20 protein-coding genes, 2 tRNA genes and 3 rRNA genes are annotated in these 24,946 nt (G+C 42.3%); 14 read left to right on the top strand and 11 right to left on the bottom strand.

Annotated elements, in window-relative coordinates; all coding sequences use genetic code 11:
* The first annotated feature begins 8 nt into the window (after window positions 1–8).
* Together AC4CUZ_RS02540 and AC4CUZ_RS02535 are read left to right on the top strand one after the other, a co-directional pair.
* Window positions 9–428, top strand: a complete 420-nt coding sequence (locus AC4CUZ_RS02540; RefSeq protein ID WP_004684427.1) for a F0F1 ATP synthase subunit epsilon — start codon at window positions 9–11, stop codon at window positions 426–428.
* Window positions 429–785: 357 nt separating this feature from the next.
* A complete protein-coding gene (locus AC4CUZ_RS02535; protein WP_035327186.1) occupies window positions 786–1,106 on the top strand; it encodes a hypothetical protein in 321 nt (106 codons plus the stop codon).
* A 31-nt stretch (window positions 1,107–1,137) separates the two neighbouring features.
* Here the strand turns inward: AC4CUZ_RS02535 and AC4CUZ_RS02530 are convergent, their stop codons facing one another.
* The 6 genes from AC4CUZ_RS02530 to AC4CUZ_RS02505 all read right to left on the bottom strand — a co-directional run bounded on the left by AC4CUZ_RS02530 (window position 1,138) and on the right by AC4CUZ_RS02505 (window position 5,209).
* The gene (locus AC4CUZ_RS02530) at window positions 1,138–2,073 is read right to left on the bottom strand and encodes a hypothetical protein (protein ID WP_436905440.1); all 936 of its coding nucleotides are present in this window, start codon (window positions 2,071–2,073) and stop codon (window positions 1,138–1,140) included.
* Between the two features lie 81 nt (window positions 2,074–2,154).
* Complete coding sequence (locus tag AC4CUZ_RS02525) at window positions 2,155–2,598, bottom strand: AAA family ATPase (RefSeq protein WP_184118735.1); 444 nt, start codon at window positions 2,596–2,598, stop codon at window positions 2,155–2,157.
* Between the two features lie 90 nt (window positions 2,599–2,688).
* Window positions 2,689–3,279 (bottom strand): PM1805 family lipoprotein, encoded by a 591-nt coding sequence (locus tag AC4CUZ_RS02520; RefSeq protein ID WP_346312644.1) that lies wholly within the window; start codon window positions 3,277–3,279, stop codon window positions 2,689–2,691.
* Between the two features lie 132 nt (window positions 3,280–3,411).
* Entirely contained in the window at window positions 3,412–3,786 is a 375-nt protein-coding gene (locus AC4CUZ_RS02515) for an RcnB family protein (protein ID WP_317110891.1), read from the bottom strand.
* A gap of 199 nt (window positions 3,787–3,985) precedes the next feature.
* On the bottom strand, window positions 3,986–4,531 hold the full coding sequence (locus tag AC4CUZ_RS02510; RefSeq protein ID WP_436905439.1) for a glutathione peroxidase: 546 nt from the start codon (window positions 4,529–4,531) through the stop codon (window positions 3,986–3,988).
* 123 nt (window positions 4,532–4,654) lie between these two features.
* Window positions 4,655–5,209 carry a PM1805 family lipoprotein gene (locus AC4CUZ_RS02505; RefSeq protein ID WP_058868686.1) on the bottom strand — a complete coding sequence of 185 codons (555 nt, stop codon included), beginning with the start codon at window positions 5,207–5,209 and terminating at the stop codon, window positions 4,655–4,657.
* A 335-nt stretch (window positions 5,210–5,544) separates the two neighbouring features.
* On the opposite strand from AC4CUZ_RS02505, the gene AC4CUZ_RS02500 reads away from it, so the two are divergent.
* On the top strand, window positions 5,545–6,465 hold the full coding sequence (locus tag AC4CUZ_RS02500) for a DMT family transporter (RefSeq protein ID WP_178928534.1): 921 nt from the start codon (window positions 5,545–5,547) through the stop codon (window positions 6,463–6,465).
* Window positions 6,466–6,864: 399 nt separating this feature from the next.
* Here the strand turns inward: AC4CUZ_RS02500 and tsaC are convergent, their stop codons facing one another.
* Genes tsaC through AC4CUZ_RS02485 form a run of 3 tightly spaced genes read right to left on the bottom strand, consistent with a single transcriptional unit; the run spans window position 6,865 to window position 9,790 of the window.
* Complete coding sequence (gene tsaC / locus AC4CUZ_RS02495) at window positions 6,865–7,434, bottom strand: L-threonylcarbamoyladenylate synthase type 1 TsaC (RefSeq protein ID WP_126038729.1); 570 nt, start codon at window positions 7,432–7,434, stop codon at window positions 6,865–6,867.
* 45 nt (window positions 7,435–7,479) lie between these two features.
* Window positions 7,480–8,613, bottom strand: a complete 1,134-nt coding sequence (dprA, locus tag AC4CUZ_RS02490) for a DNA-processing protein DprA (RefSeq protein ID WP_178928535.1) — start codon at window positions 8,611–8,613, stop codon at window positions 7,480–7,482.
* Between the two features lie 22 nt (window positions 8,614–8,635).
* Window positions 8,636–9,790 carry a LysM peptidoglycan-binding domain-containing protein gene (locus tag AC4CUZ_RS02485; protein ID WP_178928536.1) on the bottom strand — a complete coding sequence of 385 codons (1,155 nt, stop codon included), beginning with the start codon at window positions 9,788–9,790 and terminating at the stop codon, window positions 8,636–8,638.
* A gap of 120 nt (window positions 9,791–9,910) precedes the next feature.
* On the opposite strand from AC4CUZ_RS02485, the gene def reads away from it, so the two are divergent.
* The 9 genes from def to AC4CUZ_RS02440 all read left to right on the top strand — a co-directional run bounded on the left by def (window position 9,911) and on the right by AC4CUZ_RS02440 (window position 20,699).
* A complete protein-coding gene (gene def, locus AC4CUZ_RS02480; protein ID WP_348958854.1) occupies window positions 9,911–10,444 on the top strand; it encodes a peptide deformylase in 534 nt (177 codons plus the stop codon).
* Between the two features lie 90 nt (window positions 10,445–10,534).
* Window positions 10,535–10,972, top strand: coding sequence for a DUF2946 family protein (locus tag AC4CUZ_RS02475; RefSeq protein WP_078389804.1), 438 nt, complete (start codon window positions 10,535–10,537; stop codon window positions 10,970–10,972).
* 72 nt (window positions 10,973–11,044) lie between these two features.
* Window positions 11,045–13,066: a TonB-dependent copper receptor gene (locus AC4CUZ_RS02470; RefSeq protein ID WP_178928537.1), complete on the top strand. Its 2,022-nt coding sequence runs from the start codon at window positions 11,045–11,047 to the stop codon at window positions 13,064–13,066.
* A 712-nt stretch (window positions 13,067–13,778) separates the two neighbouring features.
* Window positions 13,779–15,316: ribosomal RNA gene (locus AC4CUZ_RS02465) — 16S ribosomal RNA — on the top strand.
* A gap of 61 nt (window positions 15,317–15,377) precedes the next feature.
* A tRNA-Ile gene (locus AC4CUZ_RS02460) sits at window positions 15,378–15,454 on the top strand.
* A gap of 68 nt (window positions 15,455–15,522) precedes the next feature.
* A tRNA-Ala gene (locus AC4CUZ_RS02455) sits at window positions 15,523–15,598 on the top strand.
* A 384-nt stretch (window positions 15,599–15,982) separates the two neighbouring features.
* A 23S ribosomal RNA gene (locus AC4CUZ_RS02450) occupies window positions 15,983–18,876 on the top strand.
* A gap of 170 nt (window positions 18,877–19,046) precedes the next feature.
* Window positions 19,047–19,161, top strand: a 5S ribosomal RNA gene (gene rrf, locus AC4CUZ_RS02445).
* Together the 16S, 23S and 5S rRNA genes with 2 tRNA genes alongside form the textbook arrangement of a ribosomal RNA operon.
* Window positions 19,162–19,403: 242 nt before the next feature.
* The gene (locus tag AC4CUZ_RS02440; RefSeq protein WP_178928450.1) at window positions 19,404–20,699 is read left to right on the top strand and encodes a glutamate carboxypeptidase; all 1,296 of its coding nucleotides are present in this window, start codon (window positions 19,404–19,406) and stop codon (window positions 20,697–20,699) included.
* Window positions 20,700–20,968: 269 nt separating this feature from the next.
* Here AC4CUZ_RS02440 and AC4CUZ_RS02435 read toward each other — a convergent pair whose 3' ends face one another.
* Complete coding sequence (locus AC4CUZ_RS02435) at window positions 20,969–21,196, bottom strand: hypothetical protein (protein WP_010325666.1); 228 nt, start codon at window positions 21,194–21,196, stop codon at window positions 20,969–20,971.
* Between AC4CUZ_RS02435 and AC4CUZ_RS02430 the strand changes: the two genes are divergently transcribed.
* Window positions 21,195–23,600 (top strand): YgiQ family radical SAM protein, encoded by a 2,406-nt coding sequence (locus AC4CUZ_RS02430; RefSeq protein WP_178928449.1) that lies wholly within the window; start codon window positions 21,195–21,197, stop codon window positions 23,598–23,600. The two genes, AC4CUZ_RS02435 and AC4CUZ_RS02430, sit on opposite strands and share 2 nt — an antisense overlap.
* A 382-nt stretch (window positions 23,601–23,982) precedes the next feature.
* Complete coding sequence (locus AC4CUZ_RS02425) at window positions 23,983–24,525, top strand: DUF2726 domain-containing protein (RefSeq protein WP_004692898.1); 543 nt, start codon at window positions 23,983–23,985, stop codon at window positions 24,523–24,525.
* Between the two features lie 61 nt (window positions 24,526–24,586).
* On the opposite strand, the gene AC4CUZ_RS02420 is transcribed toward AC4CUZ_RS02425, so the two are convergent.
* Window positions 24,587–24,943 carry a RidA family protein gene (locus AC4CUZ_RS02420; protein ID WP_436905379.1) on the bottom strand — a complete coding sequence of 119 codons (357 nt, stop codon included), beginning with the start codon at window positions 24,941–24,943 and terminating at the stop codon, window positions 24,587–24,589.
* Window positions 24,944–24,946 lie beyond the last annotated feature (3 nt).

Here is a 24,946-nt window from a genome sequence, read left to right as displayed (position 1 = left end):
AGATTCTCATGTCGACTATGCAGTGTGATGTTGTAAGTGTTCAAGAGTCTTTGTACTCTGGCGCTGTAACGATGCTAATTGCTAAAGGTGCTGGTGGTGAATTAGGTATTATGCCTGGTCACGCGCCACTAGTAACTTTACTCAAGCCGGGTACAATCCGTGTTCTGCTTGAAAACGGTACAGAAGAGTTAATCTATGTATCTGGTGGTGTTCTAGAAGTTCAACCGCATGTTGTTACGGTTCTTGCAGATACTGCAGTCCGTGCAGAAAACTTAGATGAAGCAGCAATTCTTGAAGCGCGTAAACACGCTGAACAATTGCTTGCAAATCAAAAGAGCGATTTGGACTCGGCTGCTGCTTTGGCTGCTCTCGCAGAAACTGCTGCTCAGTTGGAAACCATCCGCAAAATCAAAAACCGCGCTCAATAAGAGACGGTTTGAGATTAAAAAAAGCCACCGAAAGGTGGCTTTTTTTATGTCTGTTGATAAAAATGCGTCAATTGCTTATTTCATGATGAGTTTGTTGGTTTCTTAGTTGTCATTGTTCAAATGGACTGGATTGGTCTGCTGCATACATGCAATCTTTGTTTTGCATGATAGTGCTTCGTCTTTTAACTGTACGCTGGCTTGTAGAATATTTTGAATACACAATTTTTAAAATTCATCTGAATCAATGCTCCTATGCTTGATATATTTCGTTAAGCAAGGACATAGCTATCTAAAGTTGCATATCTTTTATTCAACAGAAGTTATATTTTGAAAGCTTCTCTGTAAGCGAAGATGAAGATGAACCTGATTGCGCATGAATCCCACTTTTGGGAACTTTACCAAGATTTTGAGCATTATTATCTGAGTATTGCAGTCGACATGAGCTCAGTGGTGTCGTGTTGGGACTTGGTGCTGACTTCAGAAGAAATATTACAATATGAACATCGGGGTCGCGCGAGTATTCAGGAGCTGACCAAAGCCATGATTGACGCAGCTTATAAGGGTGATTTTTCAATGATGGAAGCACGTTTAGCCAAGCCATATGAGCGTCACGCCATGCAAAAGGCTTTTAAAGAATGGTTAGCACAGAGCAAAACTCAGGAACAGTCTTCGTTTTGATGAGGTGTGAGCTCAAAGCATTATTTTAAATTTATTGCAAAAAGCTTTGACGCAATTGGCTGAACATCATGCGGCTAACGCTATTGTGTTGAGTCTCAATCAACTTTTTGATTTGCTCAACTTGAGGTTTATCTTCAGGAATCACAATCTCTGAATCGATTTCGATATCCGAATTGGGCATGGTATTGGATGGTTGCTTAAGTAAATTTGAAGATGGGTGTTCGGCATGCCAAAGCTGTGTTTCGAGTGACATGATGTACTTATATTCATCGGTATTGGGGTTAAACCGCTTATAAAGTCTTAAGTCTTGCATTGCATCTTGACGGCTTCGTCGAGGCATATCTGTTTCGACTTCTAACCATTCAGAGATAACCGGATGAATTTCATGTTGCATCAGTTGGTAATAAAGCCAATCGCTGAGTAGGCTATGATCGATGTCAGACAGATATGGGCTGTTGTGTTGCAGCAATTGTTGTAAGTGTTCGAGGACCAAAACTTCTTGCTTTTGTAAGGCATAGCGCGCTTCAGCATCAAATTGTTGGTATTCTTCGGCTGGAATTTCAGTGAAATGTTGCTGTTCAATGAAGGCATCTACAATATGCGTTTGAAATAAGGTATTCCATTGCTCTAGCGCATGAATTTCAAGCTGTTGTAGCTCTTTAAACGCTTTGGTTTGATAGCGAGTAAGCTGAAGGCGTTGAATATTTTGCTGGTTGAGCTCAATTTTTTGTTTGATGTATTCAGCATAAGCGCCTTGTTGTTTGGGGCTGACAGGGCTTGCAACATCGACCAAAAGTAACTGCTGCTGTTGTTTGTATTTGAGCCAGTCCTGAATACGTTGAACTTCTTTATGCTCTTTAGAAAAAAACTGGGTTAAGTGTGGCATGGTTTTTTCAGGCATTAAAAAGTGCATCCCGCCAAAGACGATGATTGCTAAACAGGCGATCACAAGAATGACTTTTTTCATTATAAAAATGTTTTTCTGTGTTTCTTATTTGTACATGGTAGCTTAAAAATGAGAAATAGTTAATGTTTTTTCATTAAAGCTTCAAATCTGTATGGGTGAAATTGAAAATTCACCTTGCCCGAGAATACGAACTTTATACAGTGTATCAAAGCCTTCAGCATAGTGTGGAGGTTCAAACTTTTGAGCGGTGGCTCTGATTCCGACTTCAGGAATGCGGGCTTTGCCTTCACGTAGGCGGTTGCGTTCCAGTGCACCTTTAAGCTCAGTCTCAAAGAAATAGCCAACAATTTCAAAGCCTGCGGCCTGAGCACTGGCAATATAACGCGCACGATCGGCTGGCGTAGGGTTGGTATTATCAACCACCATTTTGGTTTTTGAGGCCAGTCCTGCTTCAAAAATGATTTTTTCACGATGCCGTGTTTTCAGCATATCGAGGTTGATGCGCAAATGGCTATGTGCCAAATTCAGCAGATAATAGCTCGATTTTCCCGAAGCTTGGATACCCATAAAAATAATCAGCTGCATGTGTGAAATCGTGCCTCAATCAAATTAGGAGAAAATGGTTGCAGTCATTTTCTCCTACTCTATTGTTGAAAGCACCACTATTTAAATGTTTTAAGATTGGTTTGTGTTTGAGCTATCATTCTCAGCTTGCTGAGGAATCATCATTGAAGCCAATTTCAACATTTCAGATTGAATAGTGCCCATTTGCTGTTGCATCTTTTTAAAGTCGACTTGGCTAAAATCCACCTGTCCATTTAAAAAAGGTGAATCTAACACTTGTTGGTTGGCAGACAGTAATTTTTCACGGATATCATTGATTTCTTGGGTTTTAAGATTCAGACCATTCAAGGCATTATTGAAACCTGTGAGCTGTTGTTGTAAAGCTGTCGCGGCGTGTTGCAACTGTTGCTGATCGTGCTGTTCAATTGCGGACTGCAAGTCACTTTGGGTTTCTTGCAGCTGAGTGACATATTCGCCTGCTTTTAATTGCATATCTGCCACATCACGCACGATATAGAGCATGTTGCCACTTTTCAGTTCAGCTTTTTCAGGACTTTGTGTATTCGCTGATTGGTGTTGCTCAGATGACTCAGTCTGGATGTCTTGCTGATTCGGCTCTGTTGCTTGCTCACAGCCAATGAGTAGGATGCCTGAACTAAACAGTGCAAAAGGAAGAACCAAGTTTTGTAAAAGCTTTTTCATCATCAAATCAATATTGGGCTATGTGTTTTTTAATATAAGGGCAAAATGTGTAGATAAAATGCTGGGTTTCAAAGTCATAACAAAACTTTTTAAAATAAAAAGAGTGCCTGAGCACTCTTCATTTACAGCAGTTTAGCCAGCAATGATTTTAATAATGGAATGATTGCGAATGTCTGTCAGTACATAGTCGCCATTCACTTTAATCCACTGTTGGTTTTTACCGGGTTTGCTGAGTTTTTTGTATTTTTGGTGATCTACTTTATAGGCATTGCTATGGTAAGCGCTTGGGAGTTTTTGACCTGCTTTCCAGTCTTGAGATGGACGGTTGGCTTTTTTGGCAGTGGCATGGGTTGGTTGTTGATGTCCATTTGAAGTTTGCTTTTGTGCATGTCCATGTGACTGAGCGGTTTGATGTTGCTGATGTTGTTCTTGTGGTGCTGCTAGTGCAGGCAGGGCAATCAATGCGGTTGAGATAGATAAAACAGCTGCTTTTATAAAGGTATTCATGAGCTTCACTTCGGGTTGTCTTGAGCGGATAGATGCATCATAGAGTGAAGTGTTTGATTGATCGTGAATGAAGTGTTGTAAAATTATAAAAATAAAGAAAAAATTATGAAGATCGAACCGATTCGAGTGTCATTACTCATTTAAAAAAATAAAAATATAAGCAGCCGTTAAATTCGACTGCTTATAAACAGCTCTAGGCTTATTTGGCCAATTCGGCATTGATGGCATCGACAATACGCGGATCATTGGCCGTAATGTCCGGTGCAAAACGCGCAACCACTTCGCCATTTTTATTGATTAAGAATTTCTCAAAGTTCCACAGCACTTCAGGTGGTTCGTTCGGTGTTAAACCATAGTCCACCAAGTCTTTCCACCAAGGGCCTTCACCGATACGTTCAGGCACCGCGTGGGTGAGCGTTTCATATAATGGATGCTTATCATCCCCTGCGACCGAGATTTTTGAAAAAAGCGGGAAATCTACTTGATAGTTTAAGGAGCAGAATTCTTGAATTTCAGCATCTGAACCTGGTTCTTGTGTCAAGAAATTGTTGGCAGGAAAACCTAGAATCTCTAAACCCTGTGATTTTTTGTCTTGATAGAGTTTTTCTAAACCTTCGTACTGCGGTGTGAGGCCACATTTAGATGCCACATTCACCACCAGGAGAACTTTACCTTGGTATTGGTTTAAGTTGATGTCTTCGCCCTGAATGGTTTTGACAGGAATGTTATAAATCGAAGTGCTCATTTGCGTGTCCTTATACGATGTGCATTTTATTGTGTTGGAAGCGTTCGACAAAGTCACGCCCATTTGCAGATTGATCGCAACAAAAAAGCAAGCCAAGGCTTGCTTTAAAGGGTGGGGAGGTCATTAAGGTGCTGGAGCCGCTTTGACTTTAGCTTCCAAAGCCGTTACGTCAGCAATGATCGATTTCTGCAGTTCAGTCGCTTTGTTTTGGAGTTCGGTGATTTTCGCGCTATCTGGCGTTGTTTTTGTACTTTCTTTGGTGAGCTCAACCCCCAGATCATTGGCGTCCTGCATTTTTTCACGTAAAGCATCTACTTCAGCACTTTTTAAGGTTAAGGCATCTAATTCATCATTAAATTGCTTCACATAGGTTTCTGTTTTTTCAACCATAGCTTTAATTTGAGCGGGATCCTTTTTCTCTAAGGTTGCACTCACTTCTTTTTGAAACGCGGCGGCTTCTTGAGCTTTGGCATTCGATAGCGTTTGTACGGCTAACAAATCGGCTTGAATATCGGCAATATTATTATTGCTATGATTAGCAACGATAGTGGTCGCTTCGGTTGAGGTCGCTTCAGATGCAGACGTCGTTTGTTCAACGGCTGGCTCAGTTCCTTTTTTTTCGCACGCAGCCAAAGTAAGTGTGGCCATACAAACTGTGGTTAAAAGTAACTTTTTCATAACGACATCCTTCTATCGGGAAATATGTTTTTGTAGGCCAGAGTCTAAGAGCAATGACCAATCAATTAAAAAATACGTTCGCTAGAACAGCATCAATACGATGCAGAGATCGTTGACATTGTTCTATGGTGTTTTTGTAGAGTGAAGCTGCTGAAATGCATCAGTTTATTGAAATGTATCGTTTTATATTGTCTTAATATTATGTTTTTTATGAATTTTATATTTTAAGATAAATGTATCAATTATGTGTGATACCCAAATGATATTCGAATAAATCATAAAAATGTTTTACCATTCATTTAAATTTTGCAAACAAAAGCTAAACGGGGAAAAGAATGAGTACCACATCACAACGTATGTATTGGGCTTTGAGTCTCCCTATCATTGCTGTACTCATTTGGTCGATCAATATTGTCGTTACGCGTTATGTAGCTGATTTCATTTCGCCAGTCAGTATTAGTTTTTATCGGTGGTTCTTTGCCTTCATTCTGTTAACACCTTTTGTTGTGCGACCATTATGTCGGCAGTGGGCATTAATCCGAGCGCATTTGGGGCAGTTGGCAGTGCTAAGTGCATTTGGTCTGGTGTTGTATCAGGGCTTAGCTTACACCGCAGCGCACTATACGACCGCGACCAATATGGGACTGATTAATGCCTTTATTCCGATCTTTACCATTTTTGTTTCACTGCTGATTTTAAAAGATATTCCAAATCGTTTTGCGATGATTGGTAGTATTTTATCTTTTGCAGGTTTGGTTTATATCATTGGGCAGGGCAATCTTGCAGGGCTAGTTCAATCGGGCGGGCATTTGGGAGATGTCCTGATGGTGGTTGCGGTATTCTTCTATGCCTTTTATGGGGTATTTTTGAAAAAGTGGCAATTGCAAATTCCCTTGATGTTGAGCCTCTATGTGCAGATCTTTTTTGCACTGCTTTACCATTTACCTTTTATTGCCTATTTCGGTCTCGATTCAATCAATAGTCAAAATGCGGCAAGTGTTATGTATGCCAGCATTTTCCCTTCCTTAGTTGCCCCTTTACTGTGGATGTTGGCCATTACCCATTTAGGGCCGAATCGAACCAGTATTTTCATGAACTTGATGCCAGTCTTTACCGCAGTGATTGCCTATGTCTGGTTGAAAGAGGCGTGGACGGTTTATCATACGGTCGGTGGAGTGGTCATTATCTGTGGTATTTTACTTGCACAGCGTAAAACATCATTAAAAACGCCACCTTTAGCAAACTCGATGGATTGATTTTGATTAAAAAATAACCATTTAAATTATTTTTTTAATAGAATAATTCATTAATAAGTTAATTTATTAATGCTATTTTAGATGGTGAATGTATTTAATGTATGCAAAAGCTGATTAAAAATAGGTAGATAATTTGAATTATATTTTAATTATCTCCATTAATCAGCGTTTTAACGCTGTTTTTAATATAAAAAATCTATTTGTTTAGAAATGCAATTTGCTACATAATACGCGCACTGCAAACTTAGGCCAATGTCAAAACGGGTATTAAGTGTTTGCTCATCAGTTTTCAGACCCTCTGGATGTGATTACACATCCTTTTTTATGCTCAGCCATCCCTATATGGCTGAGCTTTTTTTTATCTATTTTTCAGTAAAAATTCTGAGAAAGAGCATGCTTTTAAGCACGAACCACGGCTCCAGTTTCGGCATCGAGTATGCGACTCGGTTCTTGGCTCAAGCCTAGGTCACCATTCAGATAATTGACCTGTTGGGCAAAGTAGTGGTTGGCATCTTGTAGTGAACGGGCAGGTGATAATCCAGCGGGGTTGGCACTGGTGGAGACTATGAAGCCTTGAAAGGCATTGCAAAGCGCCACACAAATCGGATGCGTGGTTACCCGTACAGCAACTTTAGGGTGATTGCCTTTAATCCATGTCGGAATGTGTTCATTTGCCGGTAGTAACCACGTGGTTGCGCGTTCTGATGGACTGCGATCGCTCCAACTCTCGATCACTTGTTGACGGATGTGGGGATCTAAATGTTCTAAAAGCGGTTCAACTTGAGCAATTTGCCCAGCCAGTAAAATTACCCCTTTTTCAATCGGGCGTTGCTTAATCTGCAAAATATCTAGAAAGGCCTGTTCGTTATACGGATCACAGCCTAAACCCCATACTGCTTCTGTTGGATATGCTAAAACTTGACCTTGTTTTAAGCATTGCGCCGCTTCAGTCACAGAGGTGGTAATCATTACACTTAGTACCTTTTATTGATTCATAAAGGGTTATTGTGAACCTTATTGGCTGGAACGGCAACGCAGATAATTGCCAGCCTGTTGTTGTGCGAGCCCCAAAATTTCCAGTTCCATTAACTGGCTAGTGAGTGTGGCAATATCGGTGTTAAGTTTGAAATTAAGTTGATCCATATTTTGTCCCACCCAATCCAGTTGATTATAAAGTTCGAGTAAATCAGATGGGATATCAATACTAGCGCTTGGGGTGTTTTCTTGCGACTGGGATTGGCTATGCCATTGAGTGGGAAGTGCCAAGTCTTCAATGATTTGCTCAGGATGATCGACCAAAATCGCCCCTTCTCGGATTAGTTGATGACAGCCTTGATGGTGTTCACTGTAAATATGACCGGGGATCGCAAAAATGGTTTTCCCTTGTTCAGCAGCAGATTTGGCTGTACCAAGAGAGCCACTTTTGAGTGCGGCTTCTGCAACCACAACCCCTAAACTCAATGCACTGACGATGCGGTTCCGCCGTGGAAAATTATGCTGTAAAGGCGGTGTATGTGGTAAAAATTCAGTAATAATACAGCCATTATTTTCTAATATTTGCGTACGCAGTGTTTGATGTTGGGAAGGGTAAGTGAGATCTAAGCCCGTGCCCATCACTGCAATGGTACGTTGATATTTTAAGCCGCCCTGATGTGCCGCTGCATCAATGCCTTCAGCCAAACCACTGCAAATATAAAAGCCCTTTTCGGCGAGGTAATAGGCAAAGTCATAAGCCACTTGTTTGCCGTGTGGACTGGGTTTTCGACTGCCGACGATAGCAACTTGAGGTTGGAGTAAACTTTGTGGATCGCCCTGACCAAATAAAATCGGTGGTCGGTCAGAATAGGGCAGCAGCTGCGAGGGATAATGACTTTCACTATCAAGCAAAATAAAATCGCAACTGGCTTGGACGTCATGCAATAAAGTTTGTAGTTTGTTTTGTCCAGCAGGTGTTTGAATTTCTACGACACGTTGTAGATGGCTTTTGTGTAAGCCAAGATTTGGCCAGATCTGAAGATTGGAGGCAGTAACAGCTTTTGTGCTTGTGCCAAAATGCTGCTGTAGTTTTTGAAAGCTGGATAAAGAATGCTGAACTAAATACCACAGGGTGATTGTTGCAATCTGTTCATGTGATAAAGAGTTCAGCATATATACACCTTAAGGCAACGGATTATTCATCCACTACAGAGGGAGAAATTTTCGCGCCCAAGTTCATTGGTAGTTCGCTGTCGAGCACATAAGCATAGCTGACACGGTCAAAGGTTTTAAAGACCATGATGTTGCCGATACGCTCCGTTGGAAGGGTCAGTTTTTCATTGGTTTTCGGATCACGAATTTCTTGACCTTTTTGACTAACCGAGAACACATAACCCGATTGAACGCCATCCACTGTGCCACGGTCAATCGTCACAACTGAATGCTTTGCAGCTAGACCAATCGAACCTTGAACACGAATCACTTGTCCACCCTCAGTCACATCTTGTGCATGTGTTGGGTAGAACAAGGTTGGAAGCATGGCGTCGTATTCAGGCAGTACGCGATAACCACGACGTACTTCAGAATTATACGAATCTGTGATTTCTAAAGTAGACATGTCATTTTCACCACGAATGGCAATGGCTGAAGCAACCTGAGTCAATTCTAGACCTAGATTTTGTTTTTTACCCTCTGCATCCGTCACAATGTACGGTTCGCCTTCACGGTAAATCGCGTAGCGTTGACCGGCTTCAATGCCTTGGCCACGTGCATAAACGGTTTGACCTTTACCTGCAATCACACGCTGATCGGCAGCACCAACGATATACGGTGTACCTTCCAAAGATTCCTCTGAAAGAATAGTGCTGTGTTCAAGCCAGTTTTTAATGTATTCCAGTGGAATGACAGGAATGGCATTGTTTAAAGACTCAACGCGTGCTTGAGGTTGAAGTTTAGTGCCGCCTGTATAACGACGAATAATCCCTTCACAGCCATCACCTTCGTCTTTACCAATAATTGGACGGCCTTCATGAGTACACATCAGTAAGCGGTCACCTGGGAAAATCCAATGCGGATTTTTGACGTGTCTATTGCTGGCCCAAATTTCAGGCCAACGCACAGGATTATTTAGAAAACGTTTAGAAATATCCCACAGGGTATCGCCTTTTTTCACCACATAAACATTCGGTGCATTGGCTTTTAAAGCAGGTGGATTGTAATTTCGTGTAGGCGCAGCTTGAGCTGTTGAAATGACGCCAGCGCCAACACTTAGACAAACCGCAAGTGCTAACATGTGTTGCTTAAACCCCAAGGCACTAAAAGATGGCATGCCCATAAAAACCTTTTTCATTATCATAATTCCTAAAATTATGTATGTAGTTGCGTTATAATAACGATATTACACACATTTTTTTGATCAAGCATTCCCTTCATTTGGTTTTTTGATCAATGGCATAATTGAGGACGCAGTATGGCCTTATTACCTATTTTAAGTTTTCCTGATCCCCGTCTTCGTACCATTGCAGAACCCGTCGAAGAAGTTACTGATGAAATTCGTCAGCTGGCTGCAGATATGTTTGAAACCATGTATGAAGCGCCAGGCATTGGACTTGCCGCGACACAAGTTGATCGTCATATTCAGTTGATTGTCATGGACTTATCTGAACATAAAGATCAACCTTTGGTATTCATTAACCCCAAAGTTACCCCATTGACTGAAGAAACGCAGCCCTATGAAGAAGGCTGCCTATCAGTTCCCCAAATATACGACAAAGTTGAGCGCCCGTCACGCGTAAAGATCGAAGCAATTAACCTTGAAGGTCAAGCATTTGAGATCGAAGCTGACGAACTTCTCGCTGTTTGCATTCAACATGAAATGGATCACTTAAATGGCAAATTGTTCGTCGACTATTTGTCACCATTGAAGCGTCAACGTGCACGTGAAAAAGTGGAAAAATTGACTCGTCAGCGCCAAAGAGACAAAGTAGCTGTAAAACGCGGTTAAGTTTTTTTGCTTAAAAATCATCTTTAAAGTGAGCCCAATTTCGATTGGGCTTTGTTATACTGGCCGCGTTCTCAATTCGGATGGAATGGATTGTTTTTTAGAGCTGCGTTGCTACTGTCTTGTGTAGCCGTGTTTTTACAGATTGCTGTTTTTTTACAGCCTTTACTACCGACGCAATATCAAATTGCGCCAGTCTGTGAAACCATTTCGCGTGCGCTTTTACTTAAACCAGTTGAACATCTCAGTTCTCATGCTGAAAAGCATTCCACACATCATCATGAAATGCAGGCTCAGCATGAACTCAGTTCACAACCTGCTGAACACAATCATCATGATGCAAGTCATCAATGCCAATACTGTACGGTATATGGCAATCTTGTGTTACCGCCAGATTTAGAGTTAAAAGCGGTACTTGACCGTATTCAAGTTCGTTTAATTGCATTTCAAAAAGCCTTTGCGCATGTTTGGTTTGCACTGCAACAACTCTTCTTACTACCTCAAGGGCGTGCACCGCCACTGTTTGTATAAACCTAGACATATATTTTTCGGGTCTTAACGGACTCTAGCCTAGTTGTATTTATAGATTCAGTGAGAATAAAAATGGCTCAGCCTACATTCTTTTTACAGCCTCTTGCGGCTGCGATTTCTCTTGCTTGTTTTTCAAGCGTAGTATTTGCCGCTGAAGTAGACAGTGCGCACATTTTAGCGCCTATCGTGGTGACGGCTCAGCAGGGCAATGATGCCCATGGTCTGATTGTACATGCTGACCCTAAACAACCCACTCAGCCGATTCCTGTGGTTGATGGTGCAGCCTACCTACAAACTATTGTGGGTTTTAACCAAATCAAAAATGGCGGGGCGAATGGTGATGTCACCTTCCGTGGTATGTTTGGCTCTCGTATTAAAATCCTCACAGATGGTACGGAAAATTTAGGTGCATGCCCAAGCCGTATGGATAATCCTGCTTCTTATCTTTCTCCTGAAAGCTATGACAAAATCACAGTCGTGAAAGGACCACAAACTGTTCAATATGCGCATACCGGTTCAGCCGCAACCGTTATTTTTGAACGTGAGCCTGAACAGCTCACTTCGGCGAAACCTTATCGCGGACAAGCCAGTGTCATGCTTGGTTCTTACGGTCGTTTGGATCAGAATGTTGAAGCCGCTGTTGGTGATGAAACGAAATACGCACGTTTAAATGCCAATCGTTCGATTGCAGATAGTTATCAAGATGGAGCTGGCAATACGGTTCCGTCCGATTGGGAAAAGTGGAATGCAGATCTCGCGCTGGGCTGGACTCCAAATGAGGACACATGGGTAGAGCTGAAAGGTGGGAAGAGTGATGGTGAGGCTGTTTATGCTGGACGTAGCATGGATGGTTCTAAGTTTGCTCGTGAAAGTCTAGGTTTACATGTTGAAAAGAAAAACATTAGTGAGGTGATCAAGAAAGTCGAAGCGCAAGTGGACTATAGCTATAACGATCATGTCATGGATAATTTTAGTTTGCGAAAATTTAATCCCGCAGATGGTATGTCAATGCCGATGGCTTCAAATGTTGCTCGTAGGACTTTAAATGCACGGGTTGCTATGACGCAGGACTGGGGGAAATTGCAACTTATTTCAGGTATTGATAGTCAAAAAAATGAGCATACTAAACGTAGTGGCAGCTTAATGTCTCCTTATCAAAATAAAGCTCGTGTCGGAGATATGGATTTTGAGTCTTATGGGGCTTTCGGTGAGCTGAGTTATGCATTCAATGATCAGCATAAACTGGTGACAGGTGCACGCCTCGATCAAGTGAAGATCGATAACTTAGCCACTGATACAGAGCGTAAAGAAACCCTGCCAAGTGGTTTTGTTCGAATTGAAAGTGAACTTGCGGAACATGTTAAAACTTACGCAGGATTAGGTTATGTAGAGCGTGTGCCTGATTATTGGGAATTGTTTAGTACCAAATACCATCAAAGTACAGGTACGACCTTTGCCAATTTAGAGAATGAAAAAACCGCACAGTTTGATGCAGGTTATCAATATGAACAGGGTGCATTTAAATCTTGGGCTTCAGTTTATGCAGGTTTGATTCAAGACTATATATTAGTGGCATATACTCCGACAGGCTCAATGGGGCGGTTGGAAGCCAAAAGCCGAAATGTCGATGCAACCATTGCGGGTGCTGAAGCAGGTTTGGCTTACCAGTTGACGGATCAAATTCAAGCGGACATCAGTGCCATGTATGCATGGGGTGAAAATACAACGGATCACACCGCTTTACCGCAAATTGCACCATTAGAAGGACGTTTCAATCTACGCTATGTGCAAGAGAAATATAATCTCGGTTTGTTATGGCGTGTGGTGGCAGCACAAGATCGTACCAGCTATCGAGAAGGCAATATCATTGGATACGATTTAGAAGAGAGTAAAGGTTTTGGAACTCTGTCTTTAAATGGGACTTATAATATCCAAAAAGATTTAGACCTTTCAGTCGGAATAGATAATGTGCTGAATAAAAACTATGCCGAGCATTTGAATAAACTTGGAAGTTCAGGCTTTGGTTATGCTGCAACAGAACAATTTAATAATATTGGACGTAATTATTGGGCGCGTATCAGTATGAAGTTCTAAATCTATTCTGGTGATCGGAAACAGCCATTCTAGAAATAGAATGGCTGTTTTGGGTTCTAAGATAGAAATTGACTGAGAAAACAGCATTTTGAGTGGATATTCACCATAAAAAGTAGAAAGAAACAGCGATTTAAATAAAGTATTTAAATATTATTTCGATATATTGTTATTTAAATGAATTAAAACAATATATTAAGTTTAATTTGTGCGAATGTGATGGTGCGGTTTAAGGCGCTAACTAGGAAGTAGATAAATTTATTAAAAATATTTTACATAAATAACAGTAACTTATAATTTTATGAGTTTGAAAAATAAACATGCAGAAATATTTATTGAGAAAAGGTGTTGCAAGGGATGTGAAATGCTGTAGAATGCACATCCATCGGCGGTGATGTTGATTAAAACTTGTTGAGAAACAAGGATTTAGCCCAAGCGGTAGAATCTGAAAGTCTTGAATAAGTTTAAAAATAATTAACAAAACCAGTTGACTTCTTCTTGAAAGAGAGTAGTATAGCCGACCTAGCTTGCTGATGACGAATCAGTAAGAAGATCATTAAGAGATTATGAAGAACAACTTGTGTGGATTTTTACTGATTGATCGATCGAAAATATTTCATTGATTGATGGTAAGAATTACTCGAAGTTTATTTGAGAAATATTTGTCAGAAAATTGATGAGCCAAGATTTGTAGCCATAAGCTACTAATGATTTTTAACTGAAGAGTTTGATCATGGCTCAGATTGAACGCTGGCGGCAGGCTTAACACATGCAAGTCGAGCGGGGAAGTATAGCTTGCTATACGACCTAGCGGCGGACGGGTGAGTAATGCTTAGGAATCTGCCTATTAGTGGGGGACAACATTCCGAAAGGAATGCTAATACCGCATACGCCCTACGGGGGAAAGCAGGGGATCTTCGGACCTTGCGCTAATAGATGAGCCTAAGTCAGATTAGCTAGTTGGTGGGGTAAAGGCCTACCAAGGCGACGATCTGTAGCGGGTCTGAGAGGATGATCCGCCACACTGGGACTGAGACACGGCCCAGACTCCTACGGGAGGCAGCAGTGGGGAATATTGGACAATGGGCGAAAGCCTGATCCAGCCATGCCGCGTGTGTGAAGAAGGCCTTTTGGTTGTAAAGCACTTTAAGCGAGGAGGAGGCTACTTGGATTAATACTCTAGGATAGTGGACGTTACTCGCAGAATAAGCACCGGCTAACTCTGTGCCAGCAGCCGCGGTAATACAGAGGGTGCGAGCGTTAATCGGATTTACTGGGCGTAAAGCGTGCGTAGGCGGCTTCTTAAGTCGGATGTGAAATCCCTGAGCTTAACTTAGGAATTGCATTCGATACTGGGAAGCTAGAGTATGGGAGAGGATGGTAGAATTCCAGGTGTAGCGGTGAAATGCGTAGAGATCTGGAGGAATACCGATGGCGAAGGCAGCCATCTGGCCTAATACTGACGCTGAGGTACGAAAGCATGGGGAGCAAACAGGATTAGATACCCTGGTAGTCCATGCCGTAAACGATGTCTACTAGCCGTTGGGGCCTTTGAGGCTTTAGTGGCGCAGCTAACGCGATAAGTAGACCGCCTGGGGAGTACGGTCGCAAGACTAAAACTCAAATGAATTGACGGGGGCCCGCACAAGCGGTGGAGCATGTGGTTTAATTCGATGCAACGCGAAGAACCTTACCTGGTCTTGACATAGTAAGAACTTTCCAGAGATGGATTGGTGCCTTCGGGAACTTACATACAGGTGCTGCATGGCTGTCGTCAGCTCGTGTCGTGAGATGTTGGGTTAAGTCCCGCAACGAGCGCAACCCTTTTCCTTATTTGCCAGCGGGTTAAGCCGGGAACTTTAAGGATACTGCCAGTGACAAACTGGAGGAAGGCGGGGACGACGTCAAGTCATCATGGCCCTTACGACCAGGGCTACACACGTGCTACAATGGTCGGTACAAAGGGTTGCTACCTAGCGATAGGATGCTAATCTCAAAAAGCCGATCGTAGTCCGGATTGGAGTCTGCAACTCGACTCCATGAAGTCGGAATCGCTAGTAATCGCGGATCAGAATGCCGCGGTGAATACGTTCCCGGGCCTTGTACACACCGCCCGTCACACCATGGGAATTTGTTGCACCAGAAGTAGGTAGTCTAACCGCAAGGAGGACGCTTACCACGGTGTGGCCGATGACTGGGGTGAAGTCGTAACAAGGTAGCCGTAGGGGAACCTGCGGCTGGATCACCTCCTTAACGAAAGATTGACGATTGGTAAGAATCCACAACAAGTTGTTCTTCATGACGATGTATCTGAGGGTCTGTAGCTCAGTTGGTTAGAGCACACGCTTGATAAGCGTGGGGTCACAAGTTCAAGTCTTGTCAGACCCACCAAATCTGACTAACAAGCATTGTTAAATGCTGAATACAGAAAAACAGAGACATTGACTTATTGATAAGCTGGGGACTTAGCTTAGTTGGTAGAGCGCCTGCTTTGCACGCAGGAGGTCAGGAGTTCGACTCTCCTAGTCTCCACCATATATTGTTCTTCAATATATAAGCTAAGTAGTTAGATTATAGAAATTAGTAAGAGGTAGACATTGGTTTACATTTTATTAACTTCTGTGATTTATCACAGTTTCCTGACCTGACGAAGGCTGGAAAAATCATTAACAGAATATATTTGAGTTGAAATAATTTGTTCATACTCGTTTTTAAGATCGACATTAACAGTGATTTATTACTGATTGATGAAGGTTGAAGAAATGAGTTACTAGCGAAATTAACTGAATCAAGCGTTTTGGTATGTGAATTGAATTGAAGCTGTACAGTGTTTAAGTACACAGAGCAACAAACTGTATGATCGAGCAATCGATCTGTCCTAGTACTACTTGTAGGTGCTACGACTGTTTGGGGTTGTATAGTCAAGTAATTAAGTGCATGTGGTGGATGCCTTGGCAGTCAGAGGCGATGAAAGACGTAATAGCCTGCGATAAGCTCCGGGGAGGCGGCAAATATCCTGTGATCCGGAGATTTCTGAATGGGGAAACCCACCTGTCATAAGGCAGGTATCGTATGATGAATACATAGTCATACGAGGCGAACGAGGGGAAGTGAAACATCTCAGTACCCTTAGGAAAAGAAATCAATTGAGATTCCCTCAGTAGCGGCGAGCGAACGGGGAAAAGCCCATTAAGTCATATAAGTTCTAGTGGAATGCTCTGGGAAGTGCAACCATAGTGGGTGATAGTCCTGTACACGAAAGGGCTTATATGATGATGTCGAGTAGGGCGGGGCACGTGAAACCTTGTCTGAATATGGGGGGACCATCCTCCAAGGCTAAATACTCCTGACTGACCGATAGTGAACCAGTACCGTGAGGGAAAGGCGAAAAGAACCCCTGTGAGGGGAGTGAAATAGATCCTGAAACCGCATGCATACAAGCAGTGGGAGCCGACATGTTCGGTGACTGCGTACCTTTTGTATAATGGGTCAGCGACTTACATTCAGTAGCAAGGTTAACCGCATAGGGGAGCCGTAGAGAAATCGAGTCTTAATAGGGCGTTTAGTTGCTGGGTGTAGACCCGAAACCGGGTGATCTATCCATGAGCAGGTTGAAGGTTGGGTAACACTAACTGGAGGACCGAACCCACTGTCGTTGAAAAGCCAGGGGATGACTTGTGGATAGGGGTGAAAGGCTAATCAAACTCGGTGATAGCTGGTTCTCCCCGAAAGCTATTTAGGTAGCGCCTCGGACGAATACCATTGGGGGTAGAGCACTGTTTCGGCTAGGGGGTCATCCCGACTTACCAAACCGATGCAAACTCCGAATACCAATGAGTACTATCCGGGAGACAGACTGCGGGTGCTAACGTCCGTAGTCAAGAGGAAAACAATCCAGACCGCCAGCTAAGGCCCCAAAATTATAGTTAAGTGGGAAACGATGTGGGAAGGCATAGACAGCTAGGAGGTTGGCTTAGAAGCAGCCACCCTTTAAAGAAAGCGTAATAGCTCACTAGTCGAGTCGGCCTGCGCGGAAGATGTAACGGGGCTAAAACTATATGCCGAAGCTGCGGATTTGCAATTTATTGCAAGTGGTAGGGGAGCGTTCTGTAAGCCGATGAAGGTGTATTGAGAAGTATGCTGGAGGTATCAGAAGTGCGAATGCTGACGTGAGTAACGACAATGCGAGTGAAAAACTCGCACGCTGAAAGACCAAGGGTTCCAGTCCAACGTTAATCGGGGCTGGGTGAGTCGACCCCTAAGGCGAGGCCGAGAGGCGTAGTCGATGGGAAATTGGTTAATATTCCAATACTTCTATGTAATGCGATGAGAGGACGGAGAAGGTTAAGTCAGCCTGGCGTTGGTTGTCCAGGTGGAAGGTTGTAGGCATGTATCTTAGGCAAATCCGGGGTACTGTATGCTGAGAACTGATAGCAAGCTGTACTTGTACAGTGAAGTGGCTGATACCATGCTTCCAGGAAAAGTCTCTAAGCTTCAGTTACATAGGAATCGTACCCGAAACCGACACAGGTGGTCAGGTCGAGTAGACCAAAGCGCTTGAGAGAACTCTGCTGAAGGAACTAGGCAAAATGGTACCGTAACTTCGGGAGAAGGTACGCTGCCGACGGTGATAGGATTTACTCCTTGAGCTATTGGCAGCCACAGAAACCAGGCCCCTGCAACTGTTTATTAAAAACATAGCACTCTGCAAACACGAAAGTGGACGTATAGGGTGTGATGCCTGCCCGGTGCTGGAAGGTTAATTGATGGGGTTAGCGTAAGCGAAGCTCTTGATCGAAGCCCCAGTAAACGGCGGCCGTAACTATAACGGTCCTAAGGTAGCGAAATTCCTTGTCGGGTAAGTTCCGACCTGCACGAATGGCATAATGATGGGGGCGCTGTCTCCAGCAGAGACTCAGTGAAATCGAATTCGCCGTGAAGATGCGGTGTACCCGCGGCTAGACGGAAAGACCCCGTGAACCTTTACTGCAGCTTGACATTGAACTTTGATCTTACTTGTGTAGGATAGGTGGGAGGCTTTGAAACCGAGACGCTAGTTTCGGTGGAGCCAATCTTGAAATACCACCCTGGTAATATTGAGGTTCTAACTCTGTCCCGTTATCCGGGACGAGGACCATGTCTGGTGGGTAGTTTGACTGGGGCGGTCTCCTCCTAAAGAGTAACGGAGGAGTACGAAGGTGCGCTCAGCGTGGTCGGAAATCACGCGTAGAGTATAAAGGCAAAAGCGCGCTTAACTGCGAGACCCACAAGTCGAGCAGGTACGAAAGTAGGTCTTAGTGATCCGGTGGTTCTGTATGGAAGGGCCATCGCTCAACGGATAAAAGGTACTCTGGGGATAACAGGCTGATACCGCCCAAGAGTTCATATCGACGGCGGTGTTTGGCACCTCGATGTCGGCTCATCTCATCCTGGGGCTGAAGCAGGTCCCAAGGGTATGGCTGTTCGCCATTTAAAGAGGTACGCGAGCTGGGTTTAGAACGTCGTGAGACAGTTCGGTCCCTATCTACCGTGGGCGTTGGAAATTTGAGAGGATCTGCTCCTAGTACGAGAGGACCAGAGTGGACGAACCTCTGGTGTACCGGTTGTGACGCCAGTCGCATCGCCGGGTAGCTATGTTCGGAAGGGATAACCGCTGAAAGCATCTAAGCGGGAAGCCTACCTCAAGATAAGATTTCCCTAGGACTTTATGTCCTCTAAAGAGCCGTTGAAGACTACGACGTTGATAGGTTGGATGTGGAAGCATAGTGATATGTGAAGCTGACCAATACTAATTGCTCGTGAGGCTTGACTATACAACACCCAAACAGTTGGTGTTGTGGTTCAAATCACTGCAAACAACTTGATTTAGTTATAAAGCTAGATAAAATATCCAACTCAAATATACCTGTTAATAACTCATTTGATGAAAGTTAGGCGTACACAATGTGTAAATAAGACCCAACGAATAGTCATAAACAGTTGTGCTGGCGACAATAGCAAGAGTGAACCACCTGATCCCTTCCCGAACTCAGAAGTGAAACCTCTTAGCGCTGATGGTAGTGTGGAGTTATCCATGTGAGAGTAAGTCATCGCCAGCTCATTAATTCAAATCCCCCTAACTTAACGGTTAGGGGGATTTTTTTATGCAAGGAAGGTTAAAATAATAAATGAATCAATCGTCTAATTTATATTTAGGATTGCTTTATACATACTGATTTACTTATTTATCGATCATGACATTTAATCTACCCAACATTTTTGCTTTAAGATTTTAAAAATATTGGATAGTCGATCAAATGTTCATAGTTTGTTAGTAATATCTTTAAATGGAATAATGAGTATGTCTAATAAAATTCAATATCAACTGAAAAAACTTCCTTTAATTTCATGTGCGTTGTTGAGCTGTTTGGCTTTTGGGCAAGTACATGCTGTATCTAATGATCAGGTCAAACAACTGGTTGAATCAGAAAAAAAGAATTATTTAAATACTCTAGAGGCTTTAGTCAATATTGAGTCGGGGAGTAAAGATCTTGTCGGCGTGAATAAGATCGCTAAATATGTCGCCGAACAATTAAAAATGACAGGTGCTGAGGTCAGTATTGTAGAAGCTAAAGATATATATCGTATGGATGATACACCCCAACAGACTGGTCCAATGGTAAAAGCTGTTTTGAAGGGTAAAGGCAGCAGTAAAATTATGCTAATTGCTCATATGGATACGGTGTATTTAACAGGGATGTTGAAAGACCAACCTTTTAAAATGGAAGGGGATAAAGTTTTTGGTCTCGGAATTTTAGATGATAAACAGGGGGTTGCTGCGATTATTCATACGCTTGATCTTTTGAAAAAGTTGAATTATCAAGATTATGGCACGATCACAGTCTTACTTAACTCCGATGAGGAGATCAGTTCGCCAGGTTCACGCGAACTGATTACTGAGACTGCACAAGACCAAGATGTGGTTTTGTCATTTGAAGGTGGTGGTAAAGACGGCAGTTTACGTTTAGCCACCAGTGGGATTGGTGCAGCATATTTAGAGGTTCAAGGGAAATCTGCACATGCAGGGGTTAAGCCTGAAGCAGGCATAAATGCACTAACAGAATTATCACATCAAATCTTACAGTTACAAGACTTATCCAATCCTAAAACGGGGTTGAAATTAAACTGGACGGTGGCGAGTGCAGGTAAAGTGCGTAACGTGATTCCAGACCTTGCAACTGCACAAGCAGATGTTCGTGCCTTGCAAGTTAAAGATTTTCAGCAAGTGGAACGTGTATTACAGGAAAGGATTAAACATAAAAAGTTAGCTGATAGTGAAGTTAAGTTAAAGTTTGAAATGCGTCGCCCACCTTTAATGGCAAACCCACAGGCAAAAAAATTGGCTGAACAAGCACAGCTTATTTACAAAACTGATTTTAATTTACCAATGAAAGTATTGTCTGAAGCAACAGGTGGTGGTACAGATGCTGCATTTGCTGGCTTAAATTCGAAAGCAGCGATTTTAGAAGGCATGGGCTTATCTGGTGATGGTGCACATTCGAATAATGCTGAATATATTCTGGTCGAAAGTATTGTGCCGCGTTTATATTTAGCGACAAAGTTGATTATGGACTTATCGACCGCTCAAAAAGAATAAAGTTGGTATGAAAGAACTCAACTGATTTGAGTTTTTACATGATGAAAGATGGTGTTTATTTTTAGCAGCATCTTTCATTAATCTAAATATTAGAATCTTAAAAGGAAATGGATGAGATCTTAAATAAAAGCGTCATAAAGTGAGGGATATTCTGAGAGATTGGCATAGCCATAGTTGATGTTAATTTTTCATTCTTTGCTGGATAATTCAGCTGAGTCAGTTGGGTCTCGATGTATTGCTTACTGTCCCAAGTGATTGGACATTGGTCTTTATTCTTTAAGGAATGAAGGGCCAGCTTTTGTCTCTTCACTGTCAAATTGTTTCTTTTTAAATAAAAACTTCGAAATTACGTTTGCATAAAAAAATAAATGATAACGTGCTGTATATGATGCTTTTTTAACCAAGCAAGCTGAATGTAATTCATGGTAAAATGATCGGCTTTCATCTTTGATCTTTATTTGAGATCTTTCATCTGCCAGCCGAGAATTGCTAGCCATGTCTACTGCTTATACTATGCAGACCGCGCCTAAAGCGTTGTTTGATTACGACAAATATTGGGCGTCATGTTTTGAACCTGCGCCATTTTTGCCGATGTCGCGCGAGGAAATGGACCAACTCGGTTGGGATAGTTGTGACTTTATTTTGGTCTGTGGTGATGCGTATATCGATCATCCATCCTTTTGTTCGGGCATTATTGGCCGTACGTTAGAAGCACAAGGTTTCCGTGTCGGGATTATTGCACAACCGGATTGGACTAATGTTGAAGCATTCCGCGTTTTGGGTAAGCCAAATATCGCTTGGGGTGTGACTGCTGGGAACATGGATTCGATGATCAACCGTTATACGGCTGATCGTAAAATCCGTTCTGATGATGCCTATTCACCAGATAATTTACCTAATAAACGTCCAGACCGTGCAGCAACGGTGTATTGCCAACGTGTGCGTGAAGCATTTCCAGATGTACCTGTATTGTTAGGTGGAATTGAAGCGTCTTTACGTCGTATTGCACATTATGACTATTGGTCAGACAAAGTTCGTCGTTCAGTGTTGATGGACTCAAAAGCCGATCTTTTGATGTATGGTAATGGTGAGCGTTCAATTACTGAGGTGATGCATCGCTTAGCCAAAGGCGAAAAAATTCACGAAATTACCGATGTTCGTGGCACGGCATTTATCGTGAATAAGTTAAACCGTCCATCTAAAGCCAAGTTTGTGGAAATTGCATCAAATGATGTGGATACCATTGGCCGTGTTGATCCGATTATCAATCCATATGTGATGACTGAAGATTTAGATGGCTGTGAAATTGAAAAAGATAAGGGTAATTCTTTAACCCAATACCAAAATTTCCAAAAAGAAATTGTGACGAATCAAATTGTTCGTGAAGGGGATCAACTTGATCCTGATACACAAATTGTGCAATTACAGCCATCTTCAAAGGCAATTAAACATAAATTACCGCCGCGTGAACTGGCTGTGATTCGTTTGCCTGCATTTGAAGCAGTGGCAGATGATCCCGTTTTATATGCACATGCCAACCGTATTTTGCACCTTGAAACCAATCCAGGCAATGCGCGTGCTTTGGTACAAAAGCATGGCGAACGTGATGTTTGGTTAAATGCACCGCCGATTCCGTTAACCACGGAAGAAATGGACTATGTGTTTGATTTGCCTTATGCACGTCTACCACATCCTGTCTATGGGGAGGCGCGTTTCCCTGCATTTGACATGATCAAATTTTCGGTCAACATTATGCGTGGCTGTTTTGGCGGGTGTACCTTCTGTTCGATTACAGAACATGAAGGACGCATCATTCAAAACCGTTCAGAAGAATCAATTTTACGTGAAGTTGAAAAGATTCGTGATACTGCACCGGGTTTTACTGGCATCATTTCTGACTTGGGTGGGCCTACAGCAAACATGTATCGTTTGCACTGTAAAGACCCTGAAATTGAAAAGAACTGTCGTAAACCATCGTGTGTTTATCCGGGTGTTTGTCAAAACTTACATACGGATCATGCACCTTTAACGCAGTTATATCGTAAAGCACGCGCCATTAAAGGCATCAAAAAGATTCTAATTGGCTCAGGTTTACGCTATGACTTGGCGGTACTAAACCCTGAATATGTCAAAGAATTGGTTCAGCATCATGTCGGTGGTTATTTAAAAATTGCGCCTGAACATACCGAAAAAGGTCCATTGTCTAAGATGATGAAACCGGGCATCGGAACCTATGATCGTTTCAAGCAAATGTTTGATCGTTTCAGTAAGGAAGCAGGTAAAGAGCAGTATCTTATCCCGTACTTTATTGCAGCACATCCGGGTACGACTGAATATGACATGATGAATTTGGCGATTTGGCTGAAGAAAAATGGTTTCCGTGCCGATCAGGTACAAACTTTCTATCCATCACCAATGGCCACAGCGACCACCATGTATCACACGGGTAAAAACCCATTAGCCAAAGTGGCGCGATATACTGAAGATGTGGATATTGTGAAAGGTGAGAAGCGTCGTCGTCTGCATAAAGCATTCTTACGTTATCATGATCCAAACAACTGGCCTTTACTCCGCGATGCTTTAAAAGAGATGGGCCGCCAAGACTTGATTGGTAACTCGAAACAGCATTTGATTCCAACCTATCAACCGCAAGGGACAGAAGGTCAGTATCAGTCTGCTCGGAAGAAAAACTCAACCGTGGATGGTGATTCGCAAAAACGTAATTGTGATAGCCGTAACCAACAAGCGAAAAATCAATCTCGTCCATCAAATACCAAGAAGCGTCCTGAACGTGGTCAGATTTTAACGCAGCATACAGGTTTGCCGCCGCGTGAAACAGGTGACGCCAAGAAGCCATTTGGACATTCAAAGTCAAAACCAAAGTCTAAGTCACGTGCTTAATGGCAATTGAATATAAAAAAGGATGCTACGGCATCCTTTTTTAGGATCGATCTTTTTTATTGCGTTAGAAAAATAGCTCAAAGATTGGCTTTTCTGCCATCCGTCGGGAAAATTGGGTCAATCCGAAGAATCATATTGCACGTGAATGAATCACTCTATTACAGTGTAGATAGGCTACAGAGCCAAAATGTCATTCGGATTAAAACAAAGCGTGTTACAACGGATGACATTGCAAAAAATTGTTTAGTTTTATCAGCGTTTGTTTGATTTTAGCTTTAGTTTTTTTATTGCGTGGTTTGGGTAAATGGTCAGTAGGTTATACTGATCGGATAAAAATCGGTGTGATACCGAAAATTATAATAAAGATGAAAAGGATACAAATATGACAACTTATATGGTAATTGGTAGCGTGTTGTTGATACTGGTCATGATTTTAGCGAGTAAAGCGTTGATCCCTAAGACCAAGCAGCAAGATAGTGCATTAAGACAACGTGCTATTTTTAGTATGCATGAGCAACTGACTTATACTCGTTTGAAAGAAATTTTACCGCATCATACTGTGCTGGCGCATGTATCTTATGATGCCTTACTCACGACAAAATTTTCACGTACACGAAACAAATACCGCAATTTGGTGGCTGATTTTGTGATTATGGATAGTGCACAACAAGTTTTGGCAGTGGTTGCTTTAGAAGATCCGCTTTCATTGAAACGTCCACAAAAGGCACAGTTTCAGGATGCGATCCTCGATATGGCTGGCTATAAAGTGATTCGTTATGAAGAAGTGCCTGACTATCATCAGTTACGTGAAGATTTTTATGGCGATCTTTATGCTTCGTCGCGTTTGACTAAAGATACGCGTGTAGCCAAAAAATATGATTACTATAATGCAGCACAAACTCGAAAATTACGTCTGATCGGCTAACTGAATCTCAGCACGTATCATAAAAACATGAAAACTCATGTTTTTATGATGAGTGTATTTTTTATGCAGGTTTCACTGCAACAACGGTTAACTCTACCAATACTCGTGGATCATAAAGTTTAGCTTCAACACAGGTACGGGGTAATGCATCAATATCTGCAACCCAAGCATCCCAAACTTCATTGAACGCTGCATAGTCTTGTTCAATATTCTTCAAATAAATCGTTACCGATAAAATCTGGCTTTTATCTGTGCCTGCATCAGCTAAAAATTGGTCAATCATGTCGAATGTTTGTTGGGTTTGACCTTTAATATCGAGATCAAAGTCAGACGCCAATTGTCCTGCTAAATGAACCAAATTACCTGAAACAGCAATTTCAGAAAAACGATTTGAGACATGCAAACGTTGAACCGTCATGAT

The organism is Acinetobacter sp. 789_lipA, from assembly GCF_058242845.1.
This window is presented reverse-complemented; position numbering and strand designations above follow the sequence as displayed.

Excerpts from the sequence above, each read along its gene's own strand:
- AC4CUZ_RS02530 (WP_436905440.1), bottom strand. The coding sequence starts at position 2,073 with ATGAAAAAAGTCATTCTTGTGATCGCCTGTTTAGCAATCATCGTCTTT.
- AC4CUZ_RS02510 (WP_436905439.1), bottom strand. The coding sequence starts at position 4,531 with ATGAGCACTTCGATTTATAACATTCCTGTCAAAACCATTCAGGGCGAA.
- AC4CUZ_RS02540 (WP_004684427.1), top strand. The coding sequence starts at position 9 with ATGTCGACTATGCAGTGTGATGTTGTAAGTGTTCAAGAGTCTTTGTAC.
- AC4CUZ_RS02470 (WP_178928537.1), top strand. The coding sequence starts at position 11,045 with ATGGCTCAGCCTACATTCTTTTTACAGCCTCTTGCGGCTGCGATTTCT.
- AC4CUZ_RS02485 (WP_178928536.1), bottom strand. The coding sequence starts at position 9,790 with ATGAAAAAGGTTTTTATGGGCATGCCATCTTTTAGTGCCTTGGGGTTT.
- AC4CUZ_RS02430 (WP_178928449.1), top strand. The coding sequence starts at position 21,195 with ATGTCTACTGCTTATACTATGCAGACCGCGCCTAAAGCGTTGTTTGAT.
- AC4CUZ_RS02525 (WP_184118735.1), bottom strand. The coding sequence starts at position 2,598 with ATGCAGCTGATTATTTTTATGGGTATCCAAGCTTCGGGAAAATCGAGC.
- AC4CUZ_RS02500 (WP_178928534.1), top strand. The coding sequence starts at position 5,545 with ATGAGTACCACATCACAACGTATGTATTGGGCTTTGAGTCTCCCTATC.
- AC4CUZ_RS02420 (WP_436905379.1), bottom strand. The coding sequence starts at position 24,943 with ATGACGGTTCAACGTTTGCATGTCTCAAATCGTTTTTCTGAAATTGCT.
- AC4CUZ_RS02515 (WP_317110891.1), bottom strand. The coding sequence starts at position 3,786 with ATGAATACCTTTATAAAAGCAGCTGTTTTATCTATCTCAACCGCATTG.
- AC4CUZ_RS02535 (WP_035327186.1), top strand. The coding sequence starts at position 786 with ATGAACCTGATTGCGCATGAATCCCACTTTTGGGAACTTTACCAAGAT.
- dprA (WP_178928535.1), bottom strand. The coding sequence starts at position 8,613 with ATGCTGAACTCTTTATCACATGAACAGATTGCAACAATCACCCTGTGG.
- AC4CUZ_RS02505 (WP_058868686.1), bottom strand. The coding sequence starts at position 5,209 with ATGAAAAAGTTACTTTTAACCACAGTTTGTATGGCCACACTTACTTTG.
- AC4CUZ_RS02520 (WP_346312644.1), bottom strand. The coding sequence starts at position 3,279 with ATGAAAAAGCTTTTACAAAACTTGGTTCTTCCTTTTGCACTGTTTAGT.
- tsaC (WP_126038729.1), bottom strand. The coding sequence starts at position 7,434 with ATGATTACCACCTCTGTGACTGAAGCGGCGCAATGCTTAAAACAAGGT.
- AC4CUZ_RS02435 (WP_010325666.1), bottom strand. The coding sequence starts at position 21,196 with ATGGCTAGCAATTCTCGGCTGGCAGATGAAAGATCTCAAATAAAGATC.
- AC4CUZ_RS02440 (WP_178928450.1), top strand. The coding sequence starts at position 19,404 with ATGTCTAATAAAATTCAATATCAACTGAAAAAACTTCCTTTAATTTCA.
- AC4CUZ_RS02425 (WP_004692898.1), top strand. The coding sequence starts at position 23,983 with ATGACAACTTATATGGTAATTGGTAGCGTGTTGTTGATACTGGTCATG.
- def (WP_348958854.1), top strand. The coding sequence starts at position 9,911 with ATGGCCTTATTACCTATTTTAAGTTTTCCTGATCCCCGTCTTCGTACC.